The sequence below is a fragment of the Streptomyces sp. NBC_01384 genome (assembly GCF_045040035.1).
Taxonomy (GTDB): Bacteria; Actinomycetota; Actinomycetes; order Streptomycetales; family Streptomycetaceae; genus Streptomyces.
Genome location: NZ_CP109559.1, coordinates 4,623,539 through 4,649,879, shown reverse-complemented (window position 1 = coordinate 4,649,879; position 26,341 = coordinate 4,623,539). Strand labels below are relative to the sequence as shown.

General features: G+C 71.4%; 29 protein-coding genes. 15 read left to right on the top strand and 14 right to left on the bottom strand.

Annotated features, from left to right (window positions below; translation table 11 throughout):
• Positions 1-80: 80 nt before the first annotated feature.
• A complete protein-coding gene (locus OG747_RS21255) occupies positions 81-1,454 on the top strand; it encodes a PLP-dependent aminotransferase family protein (RefSeq protein ID WP_405885621.1) in 1,374 nt (457 codons plus the stop codon).
• Here the strand turns inward: OG747_RS21255 and OG747_RS21250 are convergent.
• A complete protein-coding gene (locus tag OG747_RS21250) occupies positions 1,369-2,268 on the bottom strand; it encodes a hypothetical protein (RefSeq protein WP_405880911.1) in 900 nt (299 codons plus the stop codon). The genes OG747_RS21255 and OG747_RS21250 overlap by 86 nt on opposite strands.
• 341 nt (positions 2,269-2,609) lie before the next feature.
• Positions 2,610-3,068 carry a hypothetical protein gene (locus OG747_RS21245; RefSeq protein ID WP_405880910.1) on the bottom strand — a complete coding sequence of 153 codons (459 nt, stop codon included), beginning with the start codon at positions 3,066-3,068 and terminating at the stop codon, positions 2,610-2,612.
• Positions 3,069-3,241: 173 nt separating this feature from the next.
• On the opposite strand from OG747_RS21245, the gene OG747_RS21240 reads away from it, so the two are divergent.
• The 4 genes from OG747_RS21240 (at position 3,242) to OG747_RS21225 (ending at position 7,393) form a co-directional block, all read left to right on the top strand.
• Positions 3,242-3,877 (top strand): NAD(P)-dependent oxidoreductase, encoded by a 636-nt coding sequence (locus tag OG747_RS21240; RefSeq protein ID WP_405880909.1) that lies wholly within the window; start codon positions 3,242-3,244, stop codon positions 3,875-3,877.
• A 31-nt stretch (positions 3,878-3,908) separates the two neighbouring features.
• Positions 3,909-5,201, top strand: a complete 1,293-nt coding sequence (locus OG747_RS21235; RefSeq protein ID WP_405885620.1) for a PP2C family protein-serine/threonine phosphatase — start codon at positions 3,909-3,911, stop codon at positions 5,199-5,201.
• Positions 5,202-5,288: 87 nt separating this feature from the next.
• Positions 5,289-6,374, top strand: a complete 1,086-nt coding sequence (locus tag OG747_RS21230; RefSeq protein WP_405880908.1) for a hypothetical protein — start codon at positions 5,289-5,291, stop codon at positions 6,372-6,374.
• Positions 6,375-6,463: 89 nt separating this feature from the next.
• The gene (locus OG747_RS21225) at positions 6,464-7,393 is read left to right on the top strand and encodes an extracellular solute-binding protein (protein ID WP_405880907.1); all 930 of its coding nucleotides are present in this window, start codon (positions 6,464-6,466) and stop codon (positions 7,391-7,393) included.
• Here OG747_RS21225 and OG747_RS21220 read toward each other — a convergent pair.
• Positions 7,371-8,624, bottom strand: a complete 1,254-nt coding sequence (locus OG747_RS21220) for an amidohydrolase (RefSeq protein WP_405880906.1) — start codon at positions 8,622-8,624, stop codon at positions 7,371-7,373. The genes OG747_RS21225 and OG747_RS21220 overlap by 23 nt on opposite strands.
• Positions 8,625-8,647: 23 nt before the next feature.
• Positions 8,648-9,076 carry an ATP-binding protein gene (locus OG747_RS21215; RefSeq protein ID WP_405880905.1) on the bottom strand — a complete coding sequence of 143 codons (429 nt, stop codon included), beginning with the start codon at positions 9,074-9,076 and terminating at the stop codon, positions 8,648-8,650.
• An 83-nt stretch (positions 9,077-9,159) separates the two neighbouring features.
• Between OG747_RS21215 and OG747_RS21210 the strand changes: the two genes are divergently transcribed.
• Genes OG747_RS21210 through OG747_RS21200 form a run of 3 tightly spaced genes read left to right on the top strand, consistent with a single transcriptional unit; the run spans position 9,160 to position 10,755 of the window.
• Positions 9,160-10,008, top strand: a complete 849-nt coding sequence (locus OG747_RS21210; protein ID WP_405880904.1) for a helix-turn-helix domain-containing protein — start codon at positions 9,160-9,162, stop codon at positions 10,006-10,008.
• On the top strand, positions 9,968-10,177 hold the full coding sequence (locus OG747_RS21205; protein ID WP_405880903.1) for a DUF397 domain-containing protein: 210 nt from the start codon (positions 9,968-9,970) through the stop codon (positions 10,175-10,177). Before OG747_RS21210 ends, OG747_RS21205 begins: the two co-directional genes overlap by 41 nt.
• A gap of 20 nt (positions 10,178-10,197) precedes the next feature.
• Positions 10,198-10,755: a Uma2 family endonuclease gene (locus tag OG747_RS21200; RefSeq protein ID WP_405880902.1), complete on the top strand. Its 558-nt coding sequence runs from the start codon at positions 10,198-10,200 to the stop codon at positions 10,753-10,755.
• Between the two features lie 61 nt (positions 10,756-10,816).
• Here the strand turns inward: OG747_RS21200 and OG747_RS21195 are convergent, their stop codons facing one another.
• Positions 10,817-11,989: an RNA-guided endonuclease InsQ/TnpB family protein gene (locus OG747_RS21195; protein WP_405880901.1), complete on the bottom strand. Its 1,173-nt coding sequence runs from the start codon at positions 11,987-11,989 to the stop codon at positions 10,817-10,819.
• Positions 11,990-12,238: 249 nt separating this feature from the next.
• Positions 12,239-13,864, bottom strand: coding sequence for an IS1182 family transposase (locus tag OG747_RS21190; protein ID WP_405877939.1), 1,626 nt, complete (start codon positions 13,862-13,864; stop codon positions 12,239-12,241).
• A gap of 322 nt (positions 13,865-14,186) precedes the next feature.
• On the opposite strand from OG747_RS21190, the gene OG747_RS21185 reads away from it, so the two are divergent.
• Positions 14,187-14,318, top strand: coding sequence for a hypothetical protein (locus OG747_RS21185; protein WP_405880900.1), 132 nt, complete (start codon positions 14,187-14,189; stop codon positions 14,316-14,318).
• Here the strand turns inward: OG747_RS21185 and OG747_RS21180 are convergent.
• Positions 14,299-14,505 (bottom strand): hypothetical protein, encoded by a 207-nt coding sequence (locus OG747_RS21180; RefSeq protein ID WP_405880899.1) that lies wholly within the window; start codon positions 14,503-14,505, stop codon positions 14,299-14,301. The genes OG747_RS21185 and OG747_RS21180 overlap by 20 nt on opposite strands.
• Before the next feature lie 152 nt (positions 14,506-14,657).
• Between OG747_RS21180 and OG747_RS21175 the strand changes: the two genes are divergently transcribed.
• Positions 14,658-16,001 (top strand): helix-turn-helix domain-containing protein, encoded by a 1,344-nt coding sequence (locus OG747_RS21175; protein WP_405880898.1) that lies wholly within the window; start codon positions 14,658-14,660, stop codon positions 15,999-16,001.
• 54 nt (positions 16,002-16,055) lie between these two features.
• Here OG747_RS21175 and OG747_RS21170 read toward each other — a convergent pair whose 3' ends face one another.
• The 6 genes from OG747_RS21170 to OG747_RS21145 form a co-directional block, all read right to left on the bottom strand.
• The gene (locus OG747_RS21170) at positions 16,056-17,894 is read right to left on the bottom strand and encodes an alkyl/aryl-sulfatase (RefSeq protein WP_405880897.1); all 1,839 of its coding nucleotides are present in this window, start codon (positions 17,892-17,894) and stop codon (positions 16,056-16,058) included.
• A gap of 91 nt (positions 17,895-17,985) precedes the next feature.
• Positions 17,986-18,207 (bottom strand): hypothetical protein, encoded by a 222-nt coding sequence (locus tag OG747_RS21165; protein ID WP_405880896.1) that lies wholly within the window; start codon positions 18,205-18,207, stop codon positions 17,986-17,988.
• Positions 18,204-20,117, bottom strand: a complete 1,914-nt coding sequence (locus tag OG747_RS21160) for a transglycosylase domain-containing protein (protein WP_405880895.1) — start codon at positions 20,115-20,117, stop codon at positions 18,204-18,206. The genes OG747_RS21165 and OG747_RS21160 overlap by 4 nt, the downstream gene beginning before the upstream one ends.
• Positions 20,114-20,854, bottom strand: a complete 741-nt coding sequence (locus tag OG747_RS21155; protein ID WP_405880894.1) for a hypothetical protein — start codon at positions 20,852-20,854, stop codon at positions 20,114-20,116. The genes OG747_RS21160 and OG747_RS21155 overlap by 4 nt, the downstream gene beginning before the upstream one ends.
• Positions 20,851-21,414, bottom strand: a complete 564-nt coding sequence (locus OG747_RS21150) for a SigE family RNA polymerase sigma factor (protein ID WP_405885619.1) — start codon at positions 21,412-21,414, stop codon at positions 20,851-20,853. The genes OG747_RS21155 and OG747_RS21150 overlap by 4 nt, the downstream gene beginning before the upstream one ends.
• Before the next feature lie 140 nt (positions 21,415-21,554).
• On the bottom strand, positions 21,555-22,121 hold the full coding sequence (locus tag OG747_RS21145) for a hypothetical protein (RefSeq protein WP_405880893.1): 567 nt from the start codon (positions 22,119-22,121) through the stop codon (positions 21,555-21,557).
• A gap of 361 nt (positions 22,122-22,482) precedes the next feature.
• On the opposite strand from OG747_RS21145, the gene OG747_RS21140 reads away from it, so the two are divergent.
• Genes OG747_RS21140 through OG747_RS21130 form a run of 3 tightly spaced genes read left to right on the top strand, consistent with a single transcriptional unit; the run spans position 22,483 to position 24,162 of the window.
• Positions 22,483-23,043, top strand: coding sequence for a SigE family RNA polymerase sigma factor (locus OG747_RS21140; RefSeq protein ID WP_405880892.1), 561 nt, complete (start codon positions 22,483-22,485; stop codon positions 23,041-23,043).
• Positions 23,033-23,830, top strand: a complete 798-nt coding sequence (locus tag OG747_RS21135) for a L,D-transpeptidase (RefSeq protein WP_405880891.1) — start codon at positions 23,033-23,035, stop codon at positions 23,828-23,830. Before OG747_RS21140 ends, OG747_RS21135 begins: the two co-directional genes overlap by 11 nt.
• Positions 23,831-23,883: 53 nt before the next feature.
• Entirely contained in the window at positions 23,884-24,162 is a 279-nt protein-coding gene (locus tag OG747_RS21130; protein WP_405880889.1) for a ribosomal protein L7/L12, read from the top strand.
• Between the two features lie 148 nt (positions 24,163-24,310).
• On the opposite strand, the gene OG747_RS21125 is transcribed toward OG747_RS21130, so the two are convergent.
• On the bottom strand, positions 24,311-25,252 hold the full coding sequence (locus OG747_RS21125; RefSeq protein ID WP_405880887.1) for a hypothetical protein: 942 nt from the start codon (positions 25,250-25,252) through the stop codon (positions 24,311-24,313).
• 144 nt (positions 25,253-25,396) lie between these two features.
• Here OG747_RS21125 and OG747_RS21120 point away from each other — a divergent pair, with 144 nt between their 5' ends.
• Positions 25,397-25,729 carry a MerR family transcriptional regulator gene (locus OG747_RS21120; RefSeq protein WP_405885618.1) on the top strand — a complete coding sequence of 111 codons (333 nt, stop codon included), beginning with the start codon at positions 25,397-25,399 and terminating at the stop codon, positions 25,727-25,729.
• 319 nt (positions 25,730-26,048) lie between these two features.
• Positions 26,049-26,252: a cold-shock protein gene (locus tag OG747_RS21115; protein WP_010986199.1), complete on the top strand. Its 204-nt coding sequence runs from the start codon at positions 26,049-26,051 to the stop codon at positions 26,250-26,252.
• The last annotated feature ends 89 nt before the right edge of the window (positions 26,253-26,341 follow it).

The following is a 26,341-nucleotide window of genomic DNA, read 5'->3' as shown; positions in this document are numbered from 1 at the left end:
GTCCGCCCAACTCCTCGGTGCAATAAGATCTTTGCCCTCGGTGCAATCCGAACCGGAAGACAGGGGGAACGGTTCACGTGGTGGAGGACTACCGGCGCATCGCCGACCAGCTCGCCGACGACATCGCCGCCGGACGGCTCACGCCCGGCGAGCGGCTGCCCCCGCAGCGGGTGTTCGCCCGGCGGCGCGGGATCGCCGGGTCCACGGCCGGGCGGGTCTACGCCGAACTGGTGCGCCGAGGGCTGGTGGTCGGCGAGGTGGGGCGTGGCACGTTCGTGCGGGCCGCCGCCCCGGTCCCCTCGGGGCGCGCCCTCGCCGAGCCGTCCCCCGGGTTCCCGGCCTCGCCCGGACCGGGGGGAACCCCGGCCACCGCACCCGTCAACCTTGAGCTCAACTACCCTTCCGTGCCCGGCCAGGCGGAGCTGCTCGCCCCCGCCCTCGCCCCGCTCCTGCGCCCCGACGTCCTCACCGAGTCCCTGCGCACGGCTCCCGCCACGGGTACGGCCGCCGCCCGCGAGGCCGCCGCCGCGCTCCTCGCCACCCCGGGCTGGCGCCCCGACCCGTCCCGGCTGGCCTTCGCCGGCAACGCCCGCCAGGCCATCGCCGCCGCGCTCGCCTCCCTCGTCCGGCCGGGCGGCCGCGTCGGCGTCGAGGCGCTGACGTACCCCCTGGTCAAGGAGATCGCCGCCCGGCTGGGCATCACCCTGGTCCCGCTCGCCATGGACGGCGAGGGCCTGCGCCCGGACGCCCTCGTCGCGGCCCATCGTTCGGCGTCCCTGTCCGCCGTGTACGTCCAGCCGACCCTGCACAACCCGACGTCGGTGACGATGGGGGACGCGCGCCGCAGGCAACTGGCGGCAGTGGTACGGGACATGGACGTCGCCCTCGTCGAGGACCGCATCTGGTCCTTCCTCTGCGGCGGTCACGACCCCCTCGCCGCCTACGCCCCCGAGCGCACCTACCTCGTCGACAGCCTCTCCAAGCGCGCCGCGCCCGGGCTCACCGTCGGCTTTCTGGTCGTGCCGGAGGGGCGGGTCGAGGGTGTGGCGGCGGCCCTGCGCTCCGGAGCGTGGACCGCGGGGCGGTTCGCGCTGGAGGCCGCGGTGCGCTGGATCGGCGACGGGACGGTCGAACGGCTCGTCGCCGCCAAGCGCGTGGACGCGGCGGCCCGGCAGCGGCTCGTCGCCGAGCACCTCGCCGGGTTCTCCGTACGGGCCGATCCGCGCGCGTACTACGCCTGGTGGGAACTGCCCGCGCCCTGGCGGGCGGACACGTTCACGGCGGCGGCAGCGGCGCGCGGGATCGCGGTGACCCCGGGCTCGGCCTTCTCGACCGCCCCGGCCTCCTCGGCGGGCGCCCCGGACGCCGTCAGGCTCGGACTCGCGTCGGCTTCTCCGCCGGAGCTTGCCCGGGCGCTCGGGACGCTCGCCGACGTCGCGCGTACGCGGTGGTGAGCAGGGCGATCAGCGCCACCGTGACGCCGAGGGCGAGCAGCGCCCAGGAGACCAGACGGAGGGTGCCCGTGAGGGCGTCGTAGACCGCGCCCACCGCCGTGGGGGACACGTCGGGCGGCAGGTCGGCGAGGGTGAGCCGGCGGCCGAGGGCGACCGCGGCGCCCAGCAGCGCGGCGCCCGTCGCGGTGCCGAGCCCGGTGGCCAGCACCGCCCGTCTGCGGCACACCGCGACGAGGATGCCCGCGACGGCGAGGACGGCCGCCGCGACCGGCAGCCAGAAACCGGCGACTTCAAGCACGGGGAACCCCTTCCGGAGCTCGGCCAGATCCTCCGACGGCAGCACCGTGATCTCGGTGTGCGCGACGGGGATGCGGTTCGCCAACGGCATGTGGTCATAGGCGAGTCGACGATTGACCTGCTCGGTGACCGGCGCGAGGTCGATCGTCACGGCGCCGTCGCGGTCGCTGCGCAGCGCTCGCATCACGGCGTCGTGCGCGGCCCGGTTCGCCGCCTGCCAGGCCGTGCGGAACGCCGGTGTCCGGGTGAACGAGCGTGCCGCGTCCCGCACGAAGTGGTGCACCTGCCCCTGGAGCGGCGCCCGCACGTGGACTTCGCGCAGGATCCCCTCCGTGACGGCCCCGGCGATCGCCTCCCGGACGTCGGTGTCGGCGGCGAGCGGCTCCATCGCGGCCTCGTAGCGCCCGCTGTCGCCGATCCCGTACATCGCCCAGGTCGACAGCGCGCCGAGCGGCGCGAGCAGACAGGCGAGCAGGATCAGGACGGCCGACAGGGCGCCGCGGACACGAGGGGACACCCCACCAGGCAAGGCCGCGCGGGCGCCGGGCGCGAGCGGTGTGACGGCATATGGGCGCACACGACAGCCGAACGAGACCCTCCGAACGACGGTACAGAGCTCCCCATCGACCGTACGGCGACCGTACGGAACTCTCCATCGACCCTACGGAGCCCAGTGATCCCACGGCCGACGCCCCCTCAGGTGGAGGGTTCACCCGAACGGGTGTTTCCTGGTTCTGGGGAGAAGGAGGCTCCTGGGACTTGATCCCAGGGGGTAGGTGAGTGAGGGAGGTGCACGAGGCCCCGGCAGGCTGCCGGGGCCTCGTGCACCAGGTGCCGTTCCGTCAGCGTGCCGTTCCGTCAGCTCACCGGATGGCCCGCCGCGTCCTCGTGCGTGTAGTAGCGGTAGAAGCTCGCCGCGAACACGACGACCGCGACCCCCAGCGCAATGAACGTGGACCGCAGCACGCTCTCACCGGTCAGGCTGTAGAGGAACCCGAACGCGATGCCCGCGAAAGCGCTCCACACCAGCGCGTGCAGCTCACGCCTCATCACCGGCGCGAGCATGCGGACCCCGATGTAGGCGGCCGCGAACACGATCGCGCACACGAACCCGAACAGGACGTTCCAGCCCGTGATCGGTCCGGCGTCGCGCAGGTTGGCCGCCGCCCAGTACCCGTACAGGAGCCCGCCGGCGACGGGTACCGCCCACTTCGCGATGGCGTGGGTGCGCTCGTCGAAGACGTCGGGTGTGCGGTGTGTCCTCGCCGCCCATGTCGATCCGGCGATTCCCGCTGTTCCCGCCGTACGTCGTGTCACCGCTGTACGTTCCGTCACCGCTGTACGTCGTGCCCCTGACGTCGATGAGGCAGGTGCCGCGTGAGCCATGGGAGCACTCCTCTCTCCTCGCTTCTGCCTTCCAGGTCACACCCCGTCCGGGCGGCTGGCAAGTCGGGATGCGGGGGCTGTGACCCCGTGTTTCGCTGAGTTCCATGAAGCTCGTACTCTTTGGCGCCACCGGCATGGTAGGCAGCCGTATCGCCACCGAAGCGTTGGCGCGCGGGCACCAGGTCCTGGCCGTGAGCCGGTCCGGTCAGTCCCCGATCCCCGGGATCACCACGACCGCCGCGGACGCCTCGGACCCGGTGAAGGTGGCCGAGGTGGCGGCGGGCGCGGACGCGGTGGCGTCGGCGTGCGTGCCCCCGAGAGGCGGTTCGGATCCCCGCGGGCCCTTCCTCGCGATCAACGCGTCGCTGGTGGAGGGGGTGCGGGCCGCGGGTGTGGAGCGGCTGGTGGTCGTCGGCGGCGCGGGCAGCCTGGAGGTCGCGCCCGGACAGGCATACGTCGACCAGCCCGGCTTCCCCGAGGCCTACCTCCTCGAGGCGCTCGCCCACCGCGACGCCCTCGCCTTCTACCGCACCGTCGACGACCTCGACTGGACCTATGTGTCGCCCGCCGCCGAGATCGCCCCCGGCACCCGCACCGGCCACTTCCGGATCGGCGGCGACCTGATGCTCACCGACGGCCACGGCGACAGCCGGATCAGCGCCGAGGACTACGCGATCGCCTTCGTCGACGAGCTGGAGAGGCCCGCCCACCCGCGCGCCCGGATGTCGGTGGCGTACTGACAGGAAGGGGCGGTACGGCGACGTGGGCGCCCTGCGACGCATCAGAGGCCTGTCGCCGCGGCTCGGCCCGCTGCCCCCGGAGGGGCGCGACGACCCCGTCCAGCGGCAGAGGTTGCTGCGGCTGCGCGGCTGCAGCGTCGCCTGGGTGCCGCCGCTGATCCTGCTCATCGGCATCGCCGTGGCGGACTGGAACACCTCCGGCGAGTTCCGGATCATCTCCTGGATCGTCCTCGTCCCGGCCATCGCGGCGGCGATCTGCGGGGTGTGGGCCACGGCGGCCTTCGGGTGTCTCTCGCTCCTCACCTACATCGCGGTGGACGATTCCTGGCAGCACCAGTACCAGACCGGGCTGCCCGACTTCATCCTCATCAGCGTGGGCGGCGTCCTCGCGATCCTGGCGTGTGTGGTCCGGGTCCGCGGCGAGCGGCGCATGCTGCACATGATGGATGTCGCCGAGACCACCCGGCGCGCGGTGCTGCGCCCGCTGCCGCCGGGCTGGGGCGGCCTGGAGCACGCGGCCGTCTATCTCGCCGCCGACAGCGAGGCCCGGGTCGGCGGTGACTTCTTCGACATCCAGCCGGGCCCCTGCGGCACCCGGCTGCTCCTCGGCGATGTGCAGGGCAAGGGGCTGGGCGCGGTGGAGACGGCGGCCGCGCTGCTCGGCACGTTCCGTGAGGCGGCGTACCACGAACCCGTCCTGCGCACCGTCGCCGACCGCCTGGAGGTGCGGATGCTCCGGCAGATCCGCTATCGCACGGCGGTGGGCCGCGACGACCGTGACCGCTTCGCCACCGGCATCCTGGTCGGCTTCCCCGACGACGGCCGGGGCACCGTGGAGGTCGTCAACTTCGGCCATGAGCCGCCGCTGGTGGTCACGCCCGACGGCGTACGGTCCCTGCCGCCGGGCGACTGGCTCCCGCTGGGCCTGGCCGAGCTGACCACCGAGCGGCCTCTGGTCCTGACGGTTCCGCTGGTCCCCGGCGAGACCCTGCTCATGGTCACGGACGGGGTGACCGAGGCCCGCGACGCCGACGGCGTGTTCTTCCCGCTCGCCGACCGGGTGGCCCAGGCCCTCACCGAGGACCCGGGCGCCGCCGTGCCGGCCCGCCTCGTCGAACTCGTCCGCGACGGCACGCTGCGGCACTGCGGGGGTCACCTGGCCGACGACACGACGATCTTCGCGGTACGACGGCGGGGGGTCCCGGACTCGGGGGTCCCGGAGGTCACGGGCGAGGTCACGGGCGGGGTCACGGGCGGGTTCACGGGCGAGGTCGCGGGCGATGGCGCAGGTGGGGGCACCGGCGGGGGCACAACCCAGCCATAGGAGGGCGTTTGCCCAGCTGCCGTCCCCCCTTCGCAGGCGCAGCGGTTACGGTGCTGGCGTACGTGATCGATGGGGAGGGAGGGAACCATGCCCGGAACCGTGCTGCTGCTGGCGGCCTCGCCGGTGGGCAAGGGGTGTCTGGTGGACGCGGCCTCCGTGCTCCCCGTACTCGCGGCCGTGTCCCCCGCGGTGCTGTCCGGCACGGACACCGCGAACGTGGTGGAACTGGCCGACCCGTTGGAGCCGCAGGCGGTCCTGACCCGGCTGCGCGCGGCGGCGGCGGCCCCCGGCCCGCTGACGATGTTCGTGACGGGCCAGCTCCAACTGGACCGCCGCCAGCGCCTGCCCCATCTCGCGCTGGCCCGCACCACCCCGGCGACTGTCCGTTACACGGCGTTCCCCTGGCACTGGATATCCGAGGAACTCCGGCTGCGCCCACCGGGTACGACGACCCTGCTGGTCGACCTGCACGCCGACGCGGAGACCTGGGAGCACCTCGCGACGAGCCCCCTCACCGTGGGTGCGGGTGCCGGCCTGTACGGGCGGATCGTGCCGCCGCCGCCCCGGCGGACGGTGGCGGCACCGGCGTACATGAAGGCCGTCGCCACGATCCTGCGCAGTGGCCACCGGCCCGAACTCCCCGTGCTGCATCAGCAGGCGCTGGCCCGCGCCGAGTCCGAGAGCGGAACGTCGGGTCGGCCGGGTCGGCCGGGGATCGTGCTGGCGGCAAAAGCGCGGCTGCCTGTGGTTCCGGATCCGCATGCCGCGATCACCGCCGCCGCGCAGGCGGGCCGGCACGCCGAGGCCGTGGCGCTGGCCGAGCGGTGGCAACAGGAGGCGGTCCGCACCTGGGGTGCCGCCTCCGAGGAGGCCCTGCACTGGGCGGAGGTCCGCGCGGACCTGGCGATGCTCGCGGGCGACGCGGTCGGCAGCTGCCGGACCTGGCTGGCGATCGCCGCACACCGGCTGGACGCCGGGCAGTCCCCCGACGCCCCGGCCGTGGAGTCGGCCGTCGACCGGGCCCACCACCAGTGGGGCCGGATCGACGACCCGGCGCGGGCGCGCGAACTCGGGCCCGCGCTCGCCGAGTTGCGGCTGCGGGTGCCGGGGCGCCGACGGGGCGCGCTGGACCACGTACAGCGTCAGCTCAGCCGACTCCAGACGCAGGTGTGACACACGAAGGCCCGCCTCCCCTCGGGGAAGCGGGCTCTTACGCCGTGGTGTGCGTCAGCCGGTGAAGATGAGTGGGCAAAGGTCAAGTCGTGCCACTGGCAACAGGACGGCGGGACTACCTCAAGCAGGCGCACGTCCAGGACACCGACCTGAGCAAGGGGATCGCCTGGTGGCAGCTGCGGGACCTCACCGACGCCGTCGAGGCGCCGGGCCGGCCGCGGCCGAAAGGATACGAGAAGGGCTGGACCACCCAGCTCGGCCCGTACGAGGGCCGCACGGTCAACGGGGTCGAGGCGTTCCTGTCCGCCACGGACGGCATCGGCCTCACCGACGAGGGCGGCCGCTACACCGCCACCGTCCAGCAGCTGACGGACGGCCTCGCGGAACTGCGCGCCCGCACCCAGGGCCCGTACACGCTCGGGGACGCGGTCCGTTCCGACGAGGCCGAGTCGCTCACCGACTTCGCCGACGGCCGCACGGCGTTCCTGCGCCACTGGCCGTACGCCTACCGCACCCTGCACCAGTCGCTGAGCGACGCGCAGTTGGGCGTCGCCCCGCTGCCCGGCCGGGCGGTGCTCGGCGGTCAGAACCTCGCGCTGGCCGGATCATCCCAACGGGCCGACAAGGCAAGGGAGTTGATACGGTTCCTCACCAACAAGGAGAGCGAACGCTGTCTGCTCGACGCGGGGTTCGCGGCCACCCGGGAGTCCGCGTACACGGCCGACGACGTGACGTGCGGCGCGGCGAGGACACCAGGAGCCGCCTCCCCCTCGGCCTCGCCCTCCGGCGAGAGCGCCGACCATATGCCGCGCGACGACCACGGGCGTCCCGAGTACGCCCGTACGATCCTGCTCCCCGCGCTCCGGCGCGCCGTCCAGCGCCCCCGCACCCCGTTCTACGGTGCCTTCACCCAGACCTTCGCCACCGAGCTGGGCAGGCTGTTCAGCGACGACCCGCCGGGCGACGCGGAGTTGGCCGCCGATCTGGACAACGAGCTCAGGAAGGTTCTTCCGGACTGACGAGGTAGGAGAGCGCCCCCGACACCAGTGTCCGCACGCCCGGCGCGACCGTGGACAGGTCGGGTGCGAAGTGCGGGCTGTGGTTGCTGGGCACGGCCGCGAACTTCTCCATGAGGTCGCTGCCCGGGGCCGCGTCCCACACGTCGGCCGGGGTACTGGTCACGAACCAGTAGGAGTACGGGATCTTCCCGTCCGCCAGCCGCGGGAAGTCCTCGCTGCCCATGGCCGGGCCGGGGTCGAGGATCGTCCCGGCGCCGAAGACCTCGCCGTGCACGGCCGCGACGCGGCGGTCGGTCTCCGCGTCGTTGACGGTGACCGGGAAGCTGCTGCCGACGACGACGTCGGGCTCGCGCGGGCAGTCGGCGGCCAGGCACTCGCCCGCCGCGATCCGCCGGATCGCCGCGATCATCCGCTCGCGGACCTCGTCCGACTGCGTACGGAGGTTGAGGGCGATCCGGGCCTCGGAGGGGATGATGTTGTGCCGGGTGCCCGCCTCGATCCTCCCCACGGTCAGCACGGCCGACTCGCGCGCCGCGATCTCCCGGCTGACGACGGTCTGCAACCGGGTCACGAGGTACGCGGCGGTGACGACCGGATCGACGGTCGACTCCGGGCGCGAACCGTGTCCGCCCCGTCCGTGCACGACGATGTCGACGTCGGTGGAGGCGGACATGATCAGTCCGGGCGAGTGGGCGTAGAGCCCGGCCGGTCCGGGGGCCGCGTGCTGGGCGAGCAGCACGTCCGGCCGCGGGAACCGCTCGTACAGCCCGTCCGCCACCATCCCCGCCGCGCCCTCGCCGGTCTCCTCGGCGGGTTGCCCGAGCACGAGGAGCGTGCCGGACCAGGTGTCGCGCCCGGCGGCGAGCGCGTGGGCCGCGCCCGCCAGCCAGGTGACGTGCAGATCGTGCCCGCAGGCGTGCATCACGCCGGGCGCTTCGGAGGCGTACGGCAGTCCGGTCTCCTCCCGCACCGGCAGCGCGTCCATGTCGGCGCGGAGGAGGACGGTGGGGCCGTCGCCGTTGCGCAGCACCCCCACGACTCCGGTGCCGCCGACGCCCTCGGCCGTCTCGTACCCGGCCTTTCTCAGCCGTTCGGCGAGTGCGGCGGCCGTCCGGTGTTCCCGCGTCGACAGCTCGGGGTGCCGGTGCAGGTCCCGGTAGAAGTCCTCCAGGGCGGGGACCGGGAGGTCGGCGGTGAGATCCAGCGCGGTGCGTGCGGCGGGAGAGGTCACGGGCTCAGGGTATGCGCGCGCGGTCACCGGTGGGACGGCTCGACATGACACTCGAACCAGACCGTCTTGCCGCGCCCCGGCAGCGGATACCACCCCCACCGGTCGGTGACCGCGTCCACGATCCTCAGCCCCCGCCCGCCCTCGCCGAGTTCGTTGTCCACAGCTGTGGACAACGGTGGCCGGGGGCAGGAGTCGGTCACCTCCACCCGGAGCCCCTCCGGCCGCCACAGCATCAGCAGCGCGGCGCGACGGTCGGGCACATGCCGTACGACGTTGGCGACCAGCTCGGTCAACGCCAGCAGGGCGGAGTCGGTCATCTCCGTCATCTCCCAGGCGATCAGATAGGCCCGGAGGATGCGGCGCAGATGCCGCGCCGAGTGGTCACCCAGGGTGAAGTTGATGCCGTACCTGGCGTCAAGGGGGGTGCTGGGCAGGTCGGTTGCGTGATTCACGTCACCAGAGTGGAGTGATGTGGTTACGCTCGGCTACGTCCCGGAAATAACGCCGCGACGCGTCGACTTGGGGGTAGCCCGTCATGGTCAACATCCGCGACCTCGATCCCAGCGCGAGCCCGCTGGACTACTTCGGAGCGGAGCTGCGCCGCCTGCGGGAGGCGGAGGGGCTCCAGCAGAAACAGTTGGGTTCGATCGTGTTCTGTACGGGGTCGCTGATCGGACAGATCGAGACGGCGAAGAAGGTACCGACGCGGGAGTTCACCGAGCGGGTGGATGTGGCGTTGGGGACCGAGGGGGCGTTGTCGCGGCTGCTGGGCTTGGTGCTGCGGAGTCAGTTGCCGCACTGGTTCCAGCCGTATGCGGAGATGGAGGCGCGGGCGACGTACATCTCCACGTATCAAGCGCAGGTTGTGTACGGGCTTCTGCAGACGGAGGAGTACGCGCGTGCGGTGCTGGGTGTACGGAAGGAGGGGGACCTCGACGCCAGGGTGGCGGCCAGGCTGGAGCGGCAGCGGATCCTGGCGAGGGATGAACCACCGGTGGCGTGGGTGGTGTTGGACGAGGCGGTGCTGCACAGGCGGATCGGCGGCCGCGAGGTCATGCGAAACCAACTCGCCCACCTGTTGGAACTACCTCAGGACGGTTGGACGCAGGTGCAGGTGCTGCCCTTCGAAGTCGGTGAACACCATGGTCTGCCCGGGACGTTCAACCTCCTGCGCTTCCCGGACGACCCGGACATCGTCTACACCGAGGACTTCGTCCAGGGGCACATGACCGCCAACCCGACCAAACTCAAGGAAGGCTTGCTCCGTTACGATCACTTGAAGGCCGCCGCTCTCTCCGTAGGGGCCTCGGCGGAGCTGATCGCTCGTGTGATGGAGGAGCGTTATGGGCACCAGCCAGGATCTGACGACCGCGCAGTGGCGTAAGTCGTCGTACAGCTCCGACACCGGCGGCGACTGCGTTGAAGTCGCCGTCGCCCCCCTCACCCCCCACATCGCCCTCCGCGACTCCAAGAACCCCACCCTCGGCGCCCTCACAGTCACCCCGGCCGCATACACGGCCTTCGTGCAGGCGGCCGCGCGCGGCGCTCTCTGACTGGCGAAGGATGGGGCTGTATGGATGTCGTGGACGTCGAGCAGGCCTTCGAGTTGTTCAGTGCGGCGGCTCCCGAGGGCTGGCGCGTAGAACTGATCGAAGGGGAGATCTGCCTGTCGCCACCGAACAGCGGGCGGCACGGGGGGATCGTGGCGGAGCTTGTTGATCAGCTCCTGAACCATGGCAACGGGATGCGCTGTTACACGGGCATCGGCCTCAACGTCCCCGGCGCCTCGGTCACCGGTCATGCCATTCCTGACCTGGCCCTCGCCCCCAAGCGCAGCTTCTACGACGAGGAGGAGTGGCACGACCCCTCCCCGGTGCTCCTCGTCGCCGAGGTCACCTCGGCCTCGACCGCCGAACGCGACCGCGCCAAGAAGATCCGTGGCTACGCCCGCGCGGGCATCCCCGTCTACCTGCTGATCGACGGAGAGGAAGGCGAGGTGCTGGTGTACTCCGACCCGACCGGCGACGACTACACCAAGGGGCTGAAGCACAAGCTGGGCCTGGTGGTGCCCCTGCCCGCCCCCCTCGGGTTCGAGCTGGACACGGCGGAGTTGTCAACGACCCGGGAATGAATTCCCGGGCTTGCAGCTCGTGACCATCACTGGCGGTGATGGGTCCGGCCGCGTCCAGAACTCACGCGATGAGCGTGAGTTCAGGGGTCGCTGACTGGACCCCGCAGACCCACGCCATCCACCCGCGGTGGGCGATGTTGTGGGACGAGTTGCGGTCCGCGTGATCAACGAATCCGCAGGACCGGCAGGCGAACCGGGCTTGTGAGGGCCGGTTGCCGCGTTCGATGTGATGACACTGGGAGCATTCCTGGCTGGTGTACGCCGGATCCACGTACACCACCGGCACCCCGGCCTTCTTCGCCTTGTAGACGATGAAGGCGCCGAGTTGCGCGAAGGGCCAGGAGTGGAGCGTGGTGCGTTGGGGCTTTCTCAGCCGGGCCCGCTCGCGAATGCCCTTCAGGTCTTCCAGGGCTACTCCGCGACCGGTGCGTTCAGCCTCCGCCACGATCCGTTTCGAAATCTTGTGGTTGATGTCCTTGTTACGGCGGGCCTCTTTACCCGCGTACTTCCTCGCCCGCCGCCTGGCCGACTTGGTCTGCTTCTGCTGCAGCTTGCGTCGCAGCTTGCGGTCGTTCTCCCGTTTCCGGTTGATCCGGCGCCCGAAGTGGCGTTCACCGTCGCTGGTGGCGGCGATGTTCACGATGCCGAGGTCCACGCCGAGGAAGGCGACCGGGTGGGTGTTCAGCGCGGCTTCGGGCATCTCGCAGGTCGCGATCAAGTACCACTTCCCGCCTTGGTGCAGCAGGTCGGACTCGCCCTGACGGCGTTGGGCCAGGACCTCCAGCTGTTCGGCCTGTCCGGTGAAGGCGAGGTTTTTCATCCGGCCCGCCGTGGTCCAGACCGACACGGTGCGAGCCTCGTGCTGCCACGACAGCATCCGGTCGTCGTAGGGCTGGGCGGCCTCCGGGCGGAAGGCGACCGGTTTACCCGAGGCGCGGGTGTGGCGTTTCGATCCCGGCTTGCCGTACCGGCCGGCCCGCAGACTGGCCCCCAGGGTGGTGTAGGCGTCGCAGGTCTTCTTGATCGCGTGCTGGGCGGCCTGCGCCCCCAGCCCCCACCGGGCCTTGATGTCCTGGTAGGCCAGCTTTCGCAGGGCCAGGTTCTTGCGCGCCCCCTCCTCGAAGGCGACGGACGCGGCCCAGGTGGCGGCCTCGTTGCAGGCGGTCAGCGTCGCCTCAAGTGCCGCCGCCTGCTCGGGCGTCGGCAGCAGCTTGACCCGCACCACCAGCTTCATGACGCCGACCCTAACCCTCTGGGCGTACCAGCCGCCCCACCGCGTACATGCCCAACACGATCAAGCGACCGGTCGCGCACATGTACGCCTCACGCTCCTTCTCCGGCTCCGCCGGACAGCGACACGGGCACTCCGCACCCGAAGAAGAAGCCGCTGCGACGCTCCGCGTCACAGCCACGGGATGCGATTCCTCCCGGGCGTTTACGACTCCGTTGGGAAATCCGCAAACTGGCGGGTGTGATCTTGTTGTCAGGCGGCGAGTTGGAGTCGGGCGAGGTGTGAGGTGCGGGTTCCGCCGAGGGGTGTTTCGTTGAGCCAGGCGTCGAGTCTGATGATGTTGATTGCGGTGGCGGCGAAGATGTGTCCGAGGCGGGTCTTGGGCAGGCCCGTGTAGCGGGTCCGGCGGATGCGGGTGCGCCGGACTGCCTGGGAGATGGTTCCCTCCACCCCGGCGCGGACGTTGTAGCGCTGCTGCCACTGGTCGGTCAGCTGCTCGCGACGCCGGTCTTCCAGCGCTTCCTGCTGGTCTTGGGGCAGCAGGGTCAGGCTGCGGCCCCACTTGCCGTTCGCCGCCTTGGTGCACTTGTCCTGCACCGGACAGGCCGCGCAGTCCTGGGCGGTGAAGTGCACCCGTGAGACAGGAGTTCCGCTGCTCTTGCGCTGGTCGGACCAGCTGGCACTGATCTTGCCCTGGGGACAGACTGCCTTCTTGGCCTCCCAGTCGATCGTGAACGCGCTCTGCGTGTAGTGCTCGCCCTCGTAGTTCTCGTGACACGTATCCAGCCCGACCGGCCCCAGCAGCTCGATCCCATGCGCGTCGCGCGCGGCCACGATGTGCGCGGCGGTGACGTAGCCGGCATCGACGTCGTGTTCATCAGGCAGCAGTTCACGTGCGGCCAGGCCCTGGTGGACGGCTCCGGTGACCTCGGTGTCGGCGACGGTGGCGTCCGTGGTGACGACATGGGTGATCAGGTGTGGGGCATTGGGCTCGCACGTCTCGCTGAGGTGGGTCTTGTAGCCGCACCAGCCCGAGCCGCGCTTGGTCCCGTAGCGGGCGTCGGGGTCGTAGGGCGAGGAGAGCCGCCGTCTGCCCGGCGGGAGGTCTTTGCCCTCCCGCCAGCGCACCCCCTCGCCGTCGCGGTGGTACTGCTCCACCCAGGCCCGGCGCAGGACCTGGACGGCGGGGATCTCCCGTAACCAGGCAGGAGCCTGGGGTGCGTAGACGGCCTCCAGGATGGTGAAGCCGTCCCGGCCGACCTGTTCGGCCCACTCGGTGCGGACGTTGTCGCCCTTGGGGAAGCGGTAGGAGTCGATCCGGGCGCCGTAACGTTTGGCCCAGTCGGCGTTGACCATGGACGAAAGCCACGCCGGGGCGGCTGCGGCCAGTGCCTCCAGCGCCGCGCGCAGGGTCTCGCCGACGAACTCCATCCGGTTCAGCGTCCGCACCGCTGCAAGGACGTGGGTGGAGTCGGTCCGCTGCCGACCGCCTGCGCGCAACAGCCCGAGCTCGGAGCACCTGGCCAGGACCAGGTCCAGGACGTGCTCCTCCAGTCCGTGCCCGATCAGCCGGGCACGGAAGTCGCTCAGGACAGAGAAGTCGAACCCCGGATCGTCCAGCTCCAAGCCGAGGAGGAACTTCCAGTCCATCCGGGCCCGCACCTGGTCAGCAGCCTGCCGGTCGGTGTGGCCCTCGGCGTACTGCAGCACCAAGACCAGCGCCAGCGCTCCCGGTGACACGGCCGGACGCCCCCGGGCCGAGAACGCCTCAGCGAAAGACTCGTCCTCGAACAGCGGGCCGAGCGCCTCACGTACCCGGACGGCCAGCGTCCCCTTCGGGAACGACGCCCGCACCACCCGGGCGGTCAGCTCCGGCACCCCACCATCGTCCCGAGACTCCAGCGACACTCAGCCACACCCCTCGCTCCGACAAACAGAACGATCATGCCGACCTCAGCACGCCGGCGAAGCCAGTTTGCTCATTTCCCAACGGAGTCGTTCACGCCCGGGGTTCCTCGCAAGATCAGGCTGAACGCGGCAACGGCGCGTACGACCGGCGTGAGGACCGAGCAAGCCGTCTACCGGCGCCTGCGCGAGCTGCGCGACCGCTTCACGCCTCCGCCACCAAGTCACGGCCAAGGGCATCACCCGCCGGCTCGACCCCCAGCTCCCCGACCTCATCGTCACCCACCGTGACACTATGCTCACCGGCGATCCGCTGGACCCGCGCGAGATCCTGCTCGCCATCGAGATCGTGTCCCCGTCGAACCCGGCCGACGACTACGAGAGATCGACACCGGCGGGCTGCCGCTCTAAAGCCGGAAAGACATGATGCCGGGCCCTGAGGAGACCGACTCCGAGTCCGAGGACGCCCCCGGCGTGTAGTGCGCGTGGTGCGCGTGGTGCGACGGCTCCGACGCGCGCGCGGGGCCCGCGTTGGCCGCCAGGACCAGCGCCGCCACGGCGACGACGGCCGCACCGATCCCTCTGGAGTAGCGCGCGGAAATACGTCGGAGCATGGCGACCTCGCAACGACAGCGGCGTATTAAGCAGGTTTAATCCGCCGCTTAACGTAGGGGTTCGGGGTGCCAAAGGGCAAGAGGGGCAAAGATAGTTGGATATTAGTCAAAAGTCGCCGCAGCGTAAGTGCACTTAATGGCATGCTTAATTCATGGCGGAGCGTGACGGCCCGGAGGTCATCGGGCGAAGGGTCCAGCAGCTGCGTAACGAACGCGGTCTGACACAGAAGCAGTTGGCGGAACCGGCGTACACGCCCGCCTACATCTCCACTCTGGAGGCAGGCCGGGTGCGCGCCTCCGAGCCCGCGCTGCGGCACATCGCCGAGCGGCTCGGGGTGGCGTACGAGGAGATCGCGACGGGGCGCCCCGCCCACCTCGCCACCGACCTGCGGCTGCGGCTCACCGACGCGCAGCGCACGCTCGCCACCGGCGAGGCCGAGGTCGCGGCGGAGCAGTACACCGCCCTCCTCTCGGAGGCGGACGCGCACGGGCTGGTCGCCGAGCAGGCGGCCGCGCTGCTCGGGCTCGGTGAATGCGCCATGGAGACGGGGGACCTGGAGACGGCCAGGCAGCGATTCGAGGAGTCCGAGCAGCGGCTCGGGGACGCACCGCTGCCGAACCGCGTGCCCGCTCTGCGCGGACGGGCGGTGTCCCACTACCTCGCCGGTGAACTCCGTTACGCCTGCTACCTGTTCGAGTCCACCCTCGATGAGCTCAATCGGACGGGGATGCACGATCCGGACGCCTTGCTGCTCCTCTATACGGGGGTCATAGCCCCGTACATGGACATGGGCGCGCACGCGCGGGCGGCCCAGGCGGCGGAGTTCGCCCTCGCCCTCGCTCCCCAGGTCGGCGACCCGGCCCTGGTCGCCCGTATGCACCGCTCCGTCGCCCGCACGATGATCGCCGAGGGGCGTATGGCCGAGGCCGACGCCTCCCTCGCCAAGGCCTCCGAGCTCTACCGCCAGCTCCAGATCCGTACCGAACTCGCCAACTGCCACTGGATGCGCGGGTATCTGTACGCCCAGAACGGCGAACTGGAGCGTGCCGAGAGCGAGTTGCGGGAGGCGCAGGCCATGCTCTCCGCCAAGCGCGCCGCCCTCTACACCAGCCAGGTCAACGTGGAGCTCGCGGACGTACTGCACCGGCGCGGGAAGTCGGACGAGGCCGCCGTCCTCCTCCACGAGGTGCTCGGCCATCTCAGCCCCGAGCGCGGCGCCGTGCACTCGGCCGGCGCGCACCGCCTGCTCGGCATCATCGCCGAGGACGCCCGGGACACGGAGTCCGCCGAGGAGCACTACGTGCGGGCGCTGAGCCTCCTGGAGCGGGCGGGCGCGGCGGGCGACCTCGCCGACCTGTGCCGGCTGCTGGGGGATCTGCTGCGGCGCACGGGGCGGGTGGAGGCCGCTCTCGACGCGTACCGGACGGGGCTCGGGCACCGCACCGCCCCCGGCACCACCACCCTGGGCCCGGCCCCGGCACAGCCTCCGCTCTGACGCCGGGGCGCGGTCTCCCGAACGGGTTTCCGCGTGTACGCCCTCTTGGGGCCCTTACGGCATCACGATCGCGAAGGCCTTGTCCGGCTCGGAGACGTACGAGAGCAGCCGGGCCAGGAGGGTGGTGTCGCCGTCGGATTCGATGCCCGTCAGGCCCTGGCCCGTCAGTACCCCCAGGAGTTCAGGGCGGGTGAGGGTCAGGGTCAGGTCCGCGTGGGGCTTCGGGGTGTGGTGGATCGGCATGGCGCGGTGGGTGAGGGCGCCGTGGTGGAGGTTGACGCGGTGGCGGCGCTGTTCGTCGATGACGACGAGGTCGAGGGTGAGGTGCGCGTTCCAGGCGCGCGGGCCGTCGATGCGTACGGCGAGCGAGTCGAGGAGCATGCTCACGGTGAGCGCGGACGTCAGTCCGGGACCGGTGGTGTCGATGGCGATGTCGGCGGTGCCCGCGCGCAGTTCCAGAGCGGCCGTGAGGTAGGAGTTGCGCCAGGTGCCGTTCTCGGCGCCGTGCCCGAGCCGTTCGTAGACGCCCGCGAGGGTGTCCTTGGCGGCGGTGTTGGACGGGTCGGCGAAGACCAGGTGGTTGAGGAGGGTGGCGGCGAACCGGAGGTCGCCGGAGTCGATGTACGCCCGCGCCTTGACCAGGGTTTCCGTCGGGCCGCCCGCCAGTTCCACGTACCGATGGCCGAGTGCGACCGGCGGATGCTCCCAGAGGTGGGCGGGGTTGCCGTCGTACCAGCCCAGGTAGCGCTGGTAGACGGCCTTGACGTTGTGGCTGACCGAGCCGTAGTAGCCGCGTGCGTGCCAGGACTTCTCCAGGGCGGGCGGCAGCAGCAGTTCCTCGGCGATCTCGGGGCCGGTCAGGCCGTTGTTGAGCAGGCGCAGGGTCTGGTCGTGCAGGTAGGCGTACAAGTCGCGTTGCTCGCCGAGGAACTGGACGACGGTCGCCCGGCCCCAGGTCGGCCAGTGGTGGGAGGCGAACGCGACGTCGTACGCGTCGCCGAAGATGTCGATCGTCTCGTCCAGATAGCGGGCCCAGACGTGCGCGTCGCGGACCGGGGCGCCGCGCAGGGTGAGCACGTTGTGCAGGGTGTGGCTGGCGTTCTCGGCCACGCACAGGGCGCGCTGCTCGGGGAGCAGGAAGTTCATCTCGGCGGGCGCCTCGGTGCCGGGCGTGAGCTGGAAGACGAACCGTACGCCGTCGACGGTCTCCTGCTGCCCGGTCCGGGTGATGTCCACATTCGGGGCGATGAGCGTGACGGTGCCCCTGGAGGTGACGGTGCCGAGCCCGGTACCGATCTGGCCGCGCGGCGCCTTGGGCAGCCGGGTCCCGTGCATGAACGCGGCGCGCCGCAGCATCGCGTTGCCGGCGAAGACGCTCTCGCTGACCGCGTGCTCCAGGAACCCCGCGGGCGCGAGCACCGGTACCCCGCTGTCGCTCCCGTGCGGCAGCACCCCGCGGGCGCCGCCGAAGTGGTCGACGTGGGAGTGGGTGTAGACGAGCCCGGTCACGGGCCGTGGCCCGCGGTGCTCGCGGTAGAGCGCGAGCGCGGCGGTGGCGCACTCCGCCGAGATCAGCGGGTCGACCACGATCACGCCTCGCTCGCCCTCGACGAGGGTCATGTTCGAGAGGTCGAGTCCGCGTACCTGGTACAGGCCCTCGGTGACCTCGTACAACCCCTGCCGCGCGCACAGCTGTGACTGCCGCCACAGACTGGGATGCGCGGTGTCGGGACAGTCGTCATCGAGGAACGCGTAAGCGTCCACGTCGTGGACGACCCGCCCCTCGCGGTCGGTGATCACACCCGGCACCAACGCCGCGATGAACCCCCGATCGGCGTTCTCGAAGTCCGTGAGATCGTCGAAGGGAAGGTCATCACGCGCCGGGACAGTCATGGGTCCAGCGTCTGGCGCGGACCGGTGAGCTGCTAGTGGAGTGGGCCGTTCGGGAGCTTCGAGGACTTCGGGAGCTTCGGGCGGAGGGGCGTTAGAGCCGGTCCATCCGGGTGTAGGGGCTGAGGATGCGGGCCTGGCGGGAGCCGAAGTCGACGAGCATGGCGATGCCCTCTTCGACGCCGATGATCGTGCCCAGGCCGAACTGGTCGTGGGAGACGCGGTCACCGAGGCTGAATTCCTTGGCCACGGGGACGACAGGGGCTGCGAAGGGGCTGGTGGGCAGGTGGCGCCGGGGCGCGGAGGATTTCGTCATCGTGTAGCCAGTATGGGCTTTGTTTGGCCGGTTGGGAGCCCCGGATTTGGTTCCGCCGCCGGATCGTGGCCTTCGGCGGCACCGACGATCTTGGACCAGACGCCCTTGGAGACGTGGAGGGAGCGGGCCTCGGCCGTGTCCGGGAGGGGCCCGGGAAGGGCCGGTTTTTTGCCCTGGGCGGGATGTTCCGCAAAGAGAGCAACGGTGAGGGTGAGGTGCTCGTCGTAGTTCGTCTGCCACAGCGTGCGCAGACCGGCGGCGCCGGTGTGGGTGGCCGGCGCGACGTCGAGCCCGCCGTGCAGGAGTTTGGTGATCGTGTCCGCGCCCCCGCGCGGCATGGCCGTACGGGTGCGGGGGTGGGCCTCGAAGAGCGTGTGGCCCGCACGGGTGATCTTCGCGACCGTGTACGGATTCGCGTAGACGCCGTGCGCCGCCGCCGTGGCGTACGCGGAGGCCAGCCGGAGGGGGGTGGGGGCCGCGGTGCGCGGGAGGTCCGCGAGGGGCGCGAGGAGTTTCGTGGCGGAGAAGGGCTGCAGCGCCGTGCCCGCCTCCACCGCTCCGTCCAGCGCGTCGTTGAAGGGCTGGCGGGCGTAGTCGGCGCCGCCGTACAGGACGCGGACCGCGCCGTCGCCGGGGACCAGGGCCACCACGGCCGTATGGACCTGCAAGGCCTCGCTCTCCTTGGCCTCGGTCCTCTTGTCCCCGGTCTTCTTGTCTGCGTTCGTGTCTGTGTTCGTGTTCGTGTTCGCGTTCCTGCCCTCGGCGCCGTCGGCTGCCAGCTCCGCTGTCGCGTCCTGGGCCGTCAGGTCGAAGGTCGTACGGACCGTGTAACCGCCGCGGGCGAGCTGGTCCTCGGTGATGCCGAGCCGGTCGGCCGCTTCGGAGGCGGCCGCGTCGATGAGGTACTGGCGCTGACCGTCCGTGTCGCCCGGCGGGTAGAAACGGAAGGCGGGGAAGCGGGCCGCGGCGCGCTGCGCGGGCGTGATCGCACCGCTGTGCGCCATCTCGTCCAGCACCCACTCCCAGCGGTCCACCAGCGTGGCCGTCACCTTCGGGTCCGAGCCGGCCTTCTCGTAGTACGAGGGAATGTTGATGACGGACGCGAGCGCCGCGCCCTGGCTGACCGTGAGGTCCTTGGCGTCCACGCCGAAGTAGTTCCGGGCGGCGGACTGGATGCCGGCCGCGCCCCGGCCGAAGTACACCGTGTTGAGGTAGCCCTGCAGGATCTCGTCCTTGGAGCGGGTGCGGTCCAGTTTGATCGCGATCAGGGCCTCGCGCGCCTTGCGCGACAGCGACTGCTGCGGGCTGAGCAGGGCGTTCTTCACGTACTGCTGGGTGATCGTGGACCCGCCCTGGCGGCCGCCCCCGCTCACCGTCGACCAGGCCGCGCGGGCGATCGCCTTCGGGGAGATGCCCGTGTCCGTGCGGAAGGATCGGTTCTCCGCCGCGATCACCGCCTCCTGCACATGCCGGGGGACCTGCGAGAGGGGGATCTCCTGCCGGTCCACGGGGCCGCGCCGGCCCAGGTAGTCGCCGTGGTCGTCGACGAACACCGTGCTCTGCATCGCCGTCTCCGGGTGCGGCTCGGGGATTTTCGTCAGGTGGTACGCCACCAGGACCGCGCCGACGAGGTTGGCGAGGACGGTGAGCAGGACGATGAGGGTGCGGCGCAGGCGGCGGCCGCGGGTGCGGCGGATACGGATACGCCGGTTGACGAGACGGCGGCGCAGGCCCGCCCGGGCACCCCGGACGACCGCCGTGCCCCGGCCGGTGCTGGTCCTGGTGCCGGTGCCGGTGCCGGTGCCGGTGTCGGCGTCGGCGTCGGCGTCGGGCGTGTTGTCGATGTCGGTGCTGCCCACGTCCGTGTTCCCGCCCGTGCTCCTGGTCTCGTACCTGGCCTCGTCCCTCACCGTGTGGCCTCCGTACTCGCGACCACCCCGCCCGCCGAGTCGTACACCGTGACTCTCCTCGCGATGCTGGTGAGCCGGTCGCTCTCGGCGGCCTTCGCATCGCTCACCATCGCGTACCAGACCCCCCAGTGCGGGCCGCCCGCGAGGGTGAGCACCGTGCCGTTCACGACCGCGCCCCCGGCGGTGTCGATCTCGACCCGGGCCGCGTCGCCCTTGCCGTGGTAGATGCCGGAGAGGAAGTACTCGTAGCCGCCGGCACCCTCCTGCTGGACGCCGACCCCGGGCCCGCTCAGGTCGAGGTTGCCGTCCGTGACGCTGCGGAACTGCGACCCGGGATTGCCGGGCGAGGACCAGTGCTGACCGTCCTCGGTGAGCCAGATCTTGATGTCGGGCGAGACCTTGACCCGCTCGCCGGGTGTCACGACCCGCACCGTGCCCTTGGGCGCGGCGGAGGGCGACGCTCTCACGGCCGTCGGGGACGTCAGGTGCTCGGCGCCCGGCCCCGAGGACAGGGCCTCACGCAGAGCGACCACGGCCAGCGGGATCACCAGCAGCGCGCACGCGGAGCCCACCACCGCCGTCGTACGGCGACGCTTGCGCAGGCGGCCCGCCCGTTCGATGGCGGCCAGCGGCACGGCGGAGGGAGTGACGTCGTACGCGGCCTCCGTGAACACCTCGCGCAGCCGCTCGGCCTCGGCCTCGGCCGAGGGGCGGAGGGACCTGCGGTGACGGTTCATGAGCGGGCTCCGGAGACGGGGTGCCGGCGGGCGAAGGAGGGAGCGAGGGAAGGGGCGACGGAGGGGTGCGCCCGCAGAGCCTGCAGACCGCGCCGGGCATGGGTCTTGACGGTGCCGACCGAGCAGCCGAGCAGCTGTGCGATCTCGGCCTCGTTCAGGTCCTCCCAGTAGCGCAGCACCACCACGGCCCGCTGCCGGGCCGACAGCGCGGTCAGCGCCTGATCGAGCGCGGCCCGCCGCTCGATCGCCTCCGCGTGGCCCGGCTCGGGCTGCTGCACCCGCTCGGGCAGGAACGGCATCAGCAGCTGGACGACGCGTCTCTTCCGTATCCGGCTGAGGTTGTTGTTGACCAGCGAGCGCCGTACGTAGAAGTCGACGTCGTCGCGCGGGATGCGCCGCCAGCGGGCGTAGACCTTGGCCAGCGTGGTCTGGACGAGATCCTCGGCCTCGTGGAAGTCGCCGGTGAGCATGTGCGCGGTGCGCACCAGCCGTGGCCAGGCCACGGTGGCGTACGCGGCGAAGTCGCCGTCACCGCCGGGCGGTTCGGCTTCACCGGCCATGTCGGAGGCGGCGTCGGAGGAGGTGTGCGGCACGACCGGCGGTCCCTCGGAGTCGGGTACGTGGGGGCGATGCGAGGAGGGGGGAGGGGCGGTGCGGGGGAGTCGAGACCTGAACAACCCGGCTCCCCCGCCCCGCGGGCTCACTTCAGCTGGGCGTAGACCCTGCCCTTGGTGTCGTAGACGGTGATGGTGCCGAGGTAGGTCAGGCCGCCCTGGCCGTCGGTCGTCGGCACCACGGCGGTGGCGTACCAGACGCCCCAGCCCGGCTTGCCCGCGAGCTCGAGGAGCTTGCCGTGCACGGTCCCCGCCTTGGTCTGGACGGTGACGCGCGACGCGGTGCCCTTACCGCCGTAGTAGAGGCCGGAGAGGACGAAGTGGCCGTCGGCCGAGCCCTCCGCCTGCATCGACACGCCGGGGTGGCTCCGGTCGATGTTCCCGTCGACCACGCTGCGGAACTGCGGGTCCGGATTCGTGGGCGTCGTCCAGTACTTGCCCTCCTCGGTGAGCCAGACCTCCGCGCCGTCGGTGACCTTCACATGCTCACCGGAGGCGACGATCCGGGCCGTGGGGGCCGGGTGGGCCGCCCTGTGCGCCGTCGTGCCGTACGCCGCCTTCCCCTCCTGCGAGGCGGCGTACGACACCGAAGGCACCCCCAGCACCGTGACCGCGACCGCCGCAGCGGCGACGTACTTCTGTATCCGTGTCATGAACGGACAACTCCTCGTGTGGCAGGAACCCTTGCGGGGTCCTCGTGGGTGATGCGGAACGGAGGGCGCCTCTCCACCACTCCAAACGCTTTGGGAATGGGCCGCGGATGACAGCAACGGCCATGTTTCTGAGGTCACTTCAGCGCGCTGCCGTCCCGCCACTGCGCCGCGCACACCGCCGCCGTCCAACTCGCCGCGAAACGGCGGCTCCTGGCTCTGCCGGTCATCCTGACCCCCCTGCGGTGTGTTTCGATGTGCGGCGTACGGGACCTCTACGCACGGCACGGACCGCCGGGTTGCACGGGACCGCGGAAATTCCGGAATCTCCGGCGGGGGCATGACCGAGGAAGACACGGGGGGCATGACCGAGGAAGAGTTCGACGCGTTCTACGCCGCCGCGTTCCCCCGGCTGACCGGCCAGCTCTACGCGTTCACCGGGGATCACGGCGAGGCGCAGGACGTCGTCCAGGAGGCGTTCGTACGCGCCTGGGACCGGCGGCGGGAGTTCCTCGCCGAGGGGGCCCCGGAGGCGTGGATACGGACCGTGGCGATGCGGCTCGCGGTGAGCCGCTGGCGCCGCGCGCGCCGCTGGCTGGAACTCGTTCGCCGCACGCCGCCGCCCGAGCACACGCCGGGCCCCGACCCCGAGCGCATCGCGCTGGTCGCCGCGCTGCGCACGCTGCCCGAGGCGCAGCGGATGGCGCTGGTCCTGCACCATCTGTGCGACCTCAGTGTCGAGCAGGTCGCCTCCGAAACCGGTGCGCCCATGGGTACGGTCAAGGCCCGCCTGTCCCGCGGCCGGGCGGCGCTGGCCCGGACGCTGGCCGCGGGGGACGAGTGGGGGACCGCGGACGAGGGGAAGAAGAGGGCGGACAAGAAGAGGACGGACAAGGGGAAGAGGGAGGACGACCGTGTCCGATGAACTCGCCTCTGCTCTGCGCGAGGTGGCCCAGGACGCCGAGACGCTCCCGGCGGTCTCCGGCGCCGAGATCCGGCTGCTGGCCGTACGCCGCCGACGCCGCCGCCGTACGACCGTGACCGTCGCCGGTGCCTGCGCCGCGGCGGGCCTGGCCCTGGTCGTGGCCCTGAACCTCACCGGCGGCGGCCGCGAGGACCGTCCCTCCCCGGCCGCGACCCCGTCCACCCCGTCCGCCCCGCCCAGCACCCTCGCCGCGCCCGACGCCACCGTCGACCTCGCGCGGCGGGTGCTGACGATCGCGGGCCGCGAGCTGCCGATCTCCTCCGGCTCCGCCCGCTACCCCACGGCGAGGGGACGGATGACGGTCGTCATGAAGAACGAAGTCGTGGCCATGCCCTTCGACCTGACGGGCCTTGAGGGGAAGTACGCCCAAAAGGTGGCCTGGGTGATCGAGTTGCGCGCCGCCGACGGAGCGAGCAACTTCATCGCGGCTCTCACGGCCGACGAGAAGGCGCCCGGCAACTACGACATCACGCGCCGCTGGATCGGCCTGCGCCCGACTGACGCCAAGTGGCTGTACGGGCGGTTGGAGGCGGGCGCGGTGATCGAGATCGGGGGCGCGAGGGCCACCCCGGGCACGGCCGCGGACGCGGCGCCGACGGCCACCGACGGCACGGGGCTCGTCGGGAGCGGCGGGAACAGCACGGGAACCTCGGGTGGCTCGGCCGCTCGGACCGTCGTGACGCCCGTGCCGTCCGGGCCGTCCGTGACGCCCGTGCCGTCCGGGTAGATGCCGTCCAAGTAGGCGTCGAGCGCGGACGCGCTTCCCTAGGATCGGGACCCATGGGAATACTAGGTTTCTTCGTACTCGCCATGATCGTCTTCGCGGGCTACGCGGGTCTGGAAGGCCGGCTGAGCCGCAACGACCGCAGGATCGCCCGTGTCGAGCAGAAGCTCGACCTGATCATCGACCATCTGGGCCTGGCGCAGACCGACCCGGAGTTGGAGCAGGTCGCCGCGCTCGCGCGTGACGGCAAGAAGATACAGGCGATCAAGGCCTACCGGGAGGTCACGGGCGTGGGCCTCAAGGAGGCGAAGGACGCGGTCGACCGGATGGGGTGACCGACCGGCGCCGGCGGGGTGCCGGTGCCCCGGCGTCAGTACCCCACGCGCTGGTCGAAACCGGACAGCCAGGCGGGCGGGGATTCGGGGCGGAGCCCCGCCCTGGGGTGCGGGGAACTGCGTGATCAGGGCCCACCCGCCCGAAGCTTCAACCCTGTTGGGCGGCGTCGGTGGCGTCGGTGGCGTCGGCGGTTTCGGTGGGGCTTTGGGTGGGGTGCTCGGTGGGGGGTCGGCCCGCGAGGACGTCCTGGAGGCGTTGGGTGCCGCGTTGGACGGCCTGTTGGGTGGAGTCCTCCGCGGCGCCGCCGAGACCGCCGTTGGTGAGGGAGACCGCACGGTCACCGACCCGCACGGCGGCGAAGTCCAGCGTCAGCGTCGACGCGCTGTCGGAACCGTTACCGCCGTCACCGCCGCCCCCGTCGGATTCACTGCTCATCGTCACCCGCAGACCCTCACGGGCGTCGCCCACACCGGGCAGCCGCGCCGGTACGACCGTCACGGACTGCCGGCCGCCCCGGACGTCGGTGGACGTGAACTGCGCGCACTTCGTCGGCAACGTGCGCAGCCACGCCAGCTTGGTGTCCACGTCGGCCGGGGCGGCGTACGCGGCGACCTGGTAGCGCAGTTGCGCGCCGTTGTCGCTCTCGTCGAGGCCCACGACGGCCCGGGGCCCCTTCGGCTCGCCGAGCAGATCCTCGGCGTACAGGCCGTCGAGCAGCCGCTGGCAGTCCGGGACGTCCGTCCTGCCTTTGAGGAGCCCGTCCCGCCAGGTCGCCGCGCCCTGCGTCGCGGACCACCGGTCGCCCAGTTCGGACGGGGTGATCAGCGCGGCCGAGGCCTGGGCGTCGGTGAGCGAGGGGGTGGCGGCGGAGGACTTCTGGGCGGCCGGGGACGCGTTGGCCCGCGCGTTCGCGTTCTCCCCGACGCCCCCGGGGAACTGGCACGCGGCCGCCGACACCAGGACGCCCGCCGTCAGGGCGCCGACGAGGAGACGGGAGGGGCCGGTCGAACCGTTCGAACCGTTCGAATCGTTCGAGGCGTTCAAGGTGTTCGAGCCGTTCGGACCGTTCGGACCGTTCGGAACCTTCATGGCGGAGGCCTCCTGGAGGGCGGACGCGCAGGTGTCCTCCTACGCCACCACCCGGCCCGGCGGGCCACCAGCGCACCGGGCCGTCCGAGTGAGCGGCCGGGGTCCGGGCCTGTCGGGGGATCTGCCAGAGTGGGAGAGGTGCACGTGCCCCCGGGAACCCCAGCGAACGCCAGCGACCGTTTCGAGGACGACGACTACCCCGCGTACACCATGGGGAGCGCCGCCGAGATGATCGGGGCCACCCCCGCGTTCCTGCGCTCCGTGGGCGAGGCCGGGCTGATCACCCCGCTGCGGTCCGAGGGCGGCCACCGCCGTTACTCCCGTGCACAGCTCCGCGTCGCCGCCCGCGCCCGCGAGCTGGTCGACCAGGGCACCCCGGTCGAGGCCGCCTGCCGCATCATCACCCTGGAAGACCGTCTGGCCGAGGCACTCCGCCTCAACGCCCAACTCCGCCACGCCCCGTCGCAGGACACCTGACCCCCACACCCCGGACGAATACTGGTGCCGATGGGGCCGAATATCTATCGTGGCGGCGGTAGAAAACGGCACGGCCGTACGGGCGGTTTTTTATCCCCCGAGGTGGGGTGAGATAGTGCGCCGCCCTTCGGGAGCCGCATCGTGCTAGTGTCGATATCAGTTGCAGTTGTGGTTCCCAAAGTCTTGGAGCGCACTTTCCGGTCCGTACCGGTCGGTCGCTTCTGAATTATCCGGTGAGTTTTCCGGATGGGGCAATCATCGCGGCGACGCGGACCCGCACAGTGTGGGTCCTCGAGCTTTGCCCCGAAGGAGATATGACATGGCTACTGGCACCGTGAAGTGGTTCAACGCGGAAAAGGGCTTCGGCTTCATCGAGCAGGACGGCGGCGGCGCCGACGTCTTCGCCCACTACTCGAACATCGCCACCCAGGGCTTCCGTGAGCTCCAGGAAGGCCAGAAGGTGACCTTCGACGTCACGCAGGGCCAGAAGGGCCCGCAGGCGGAGAACATCGTCCCCGCCTAGTCCGGGACCTGCTGACGCCTGACTTCTGAGTCGGCCGACGCTTACAGGTGGCCGGGACCTGCACCACGAGGTGCGGGCCCCGGCCACCT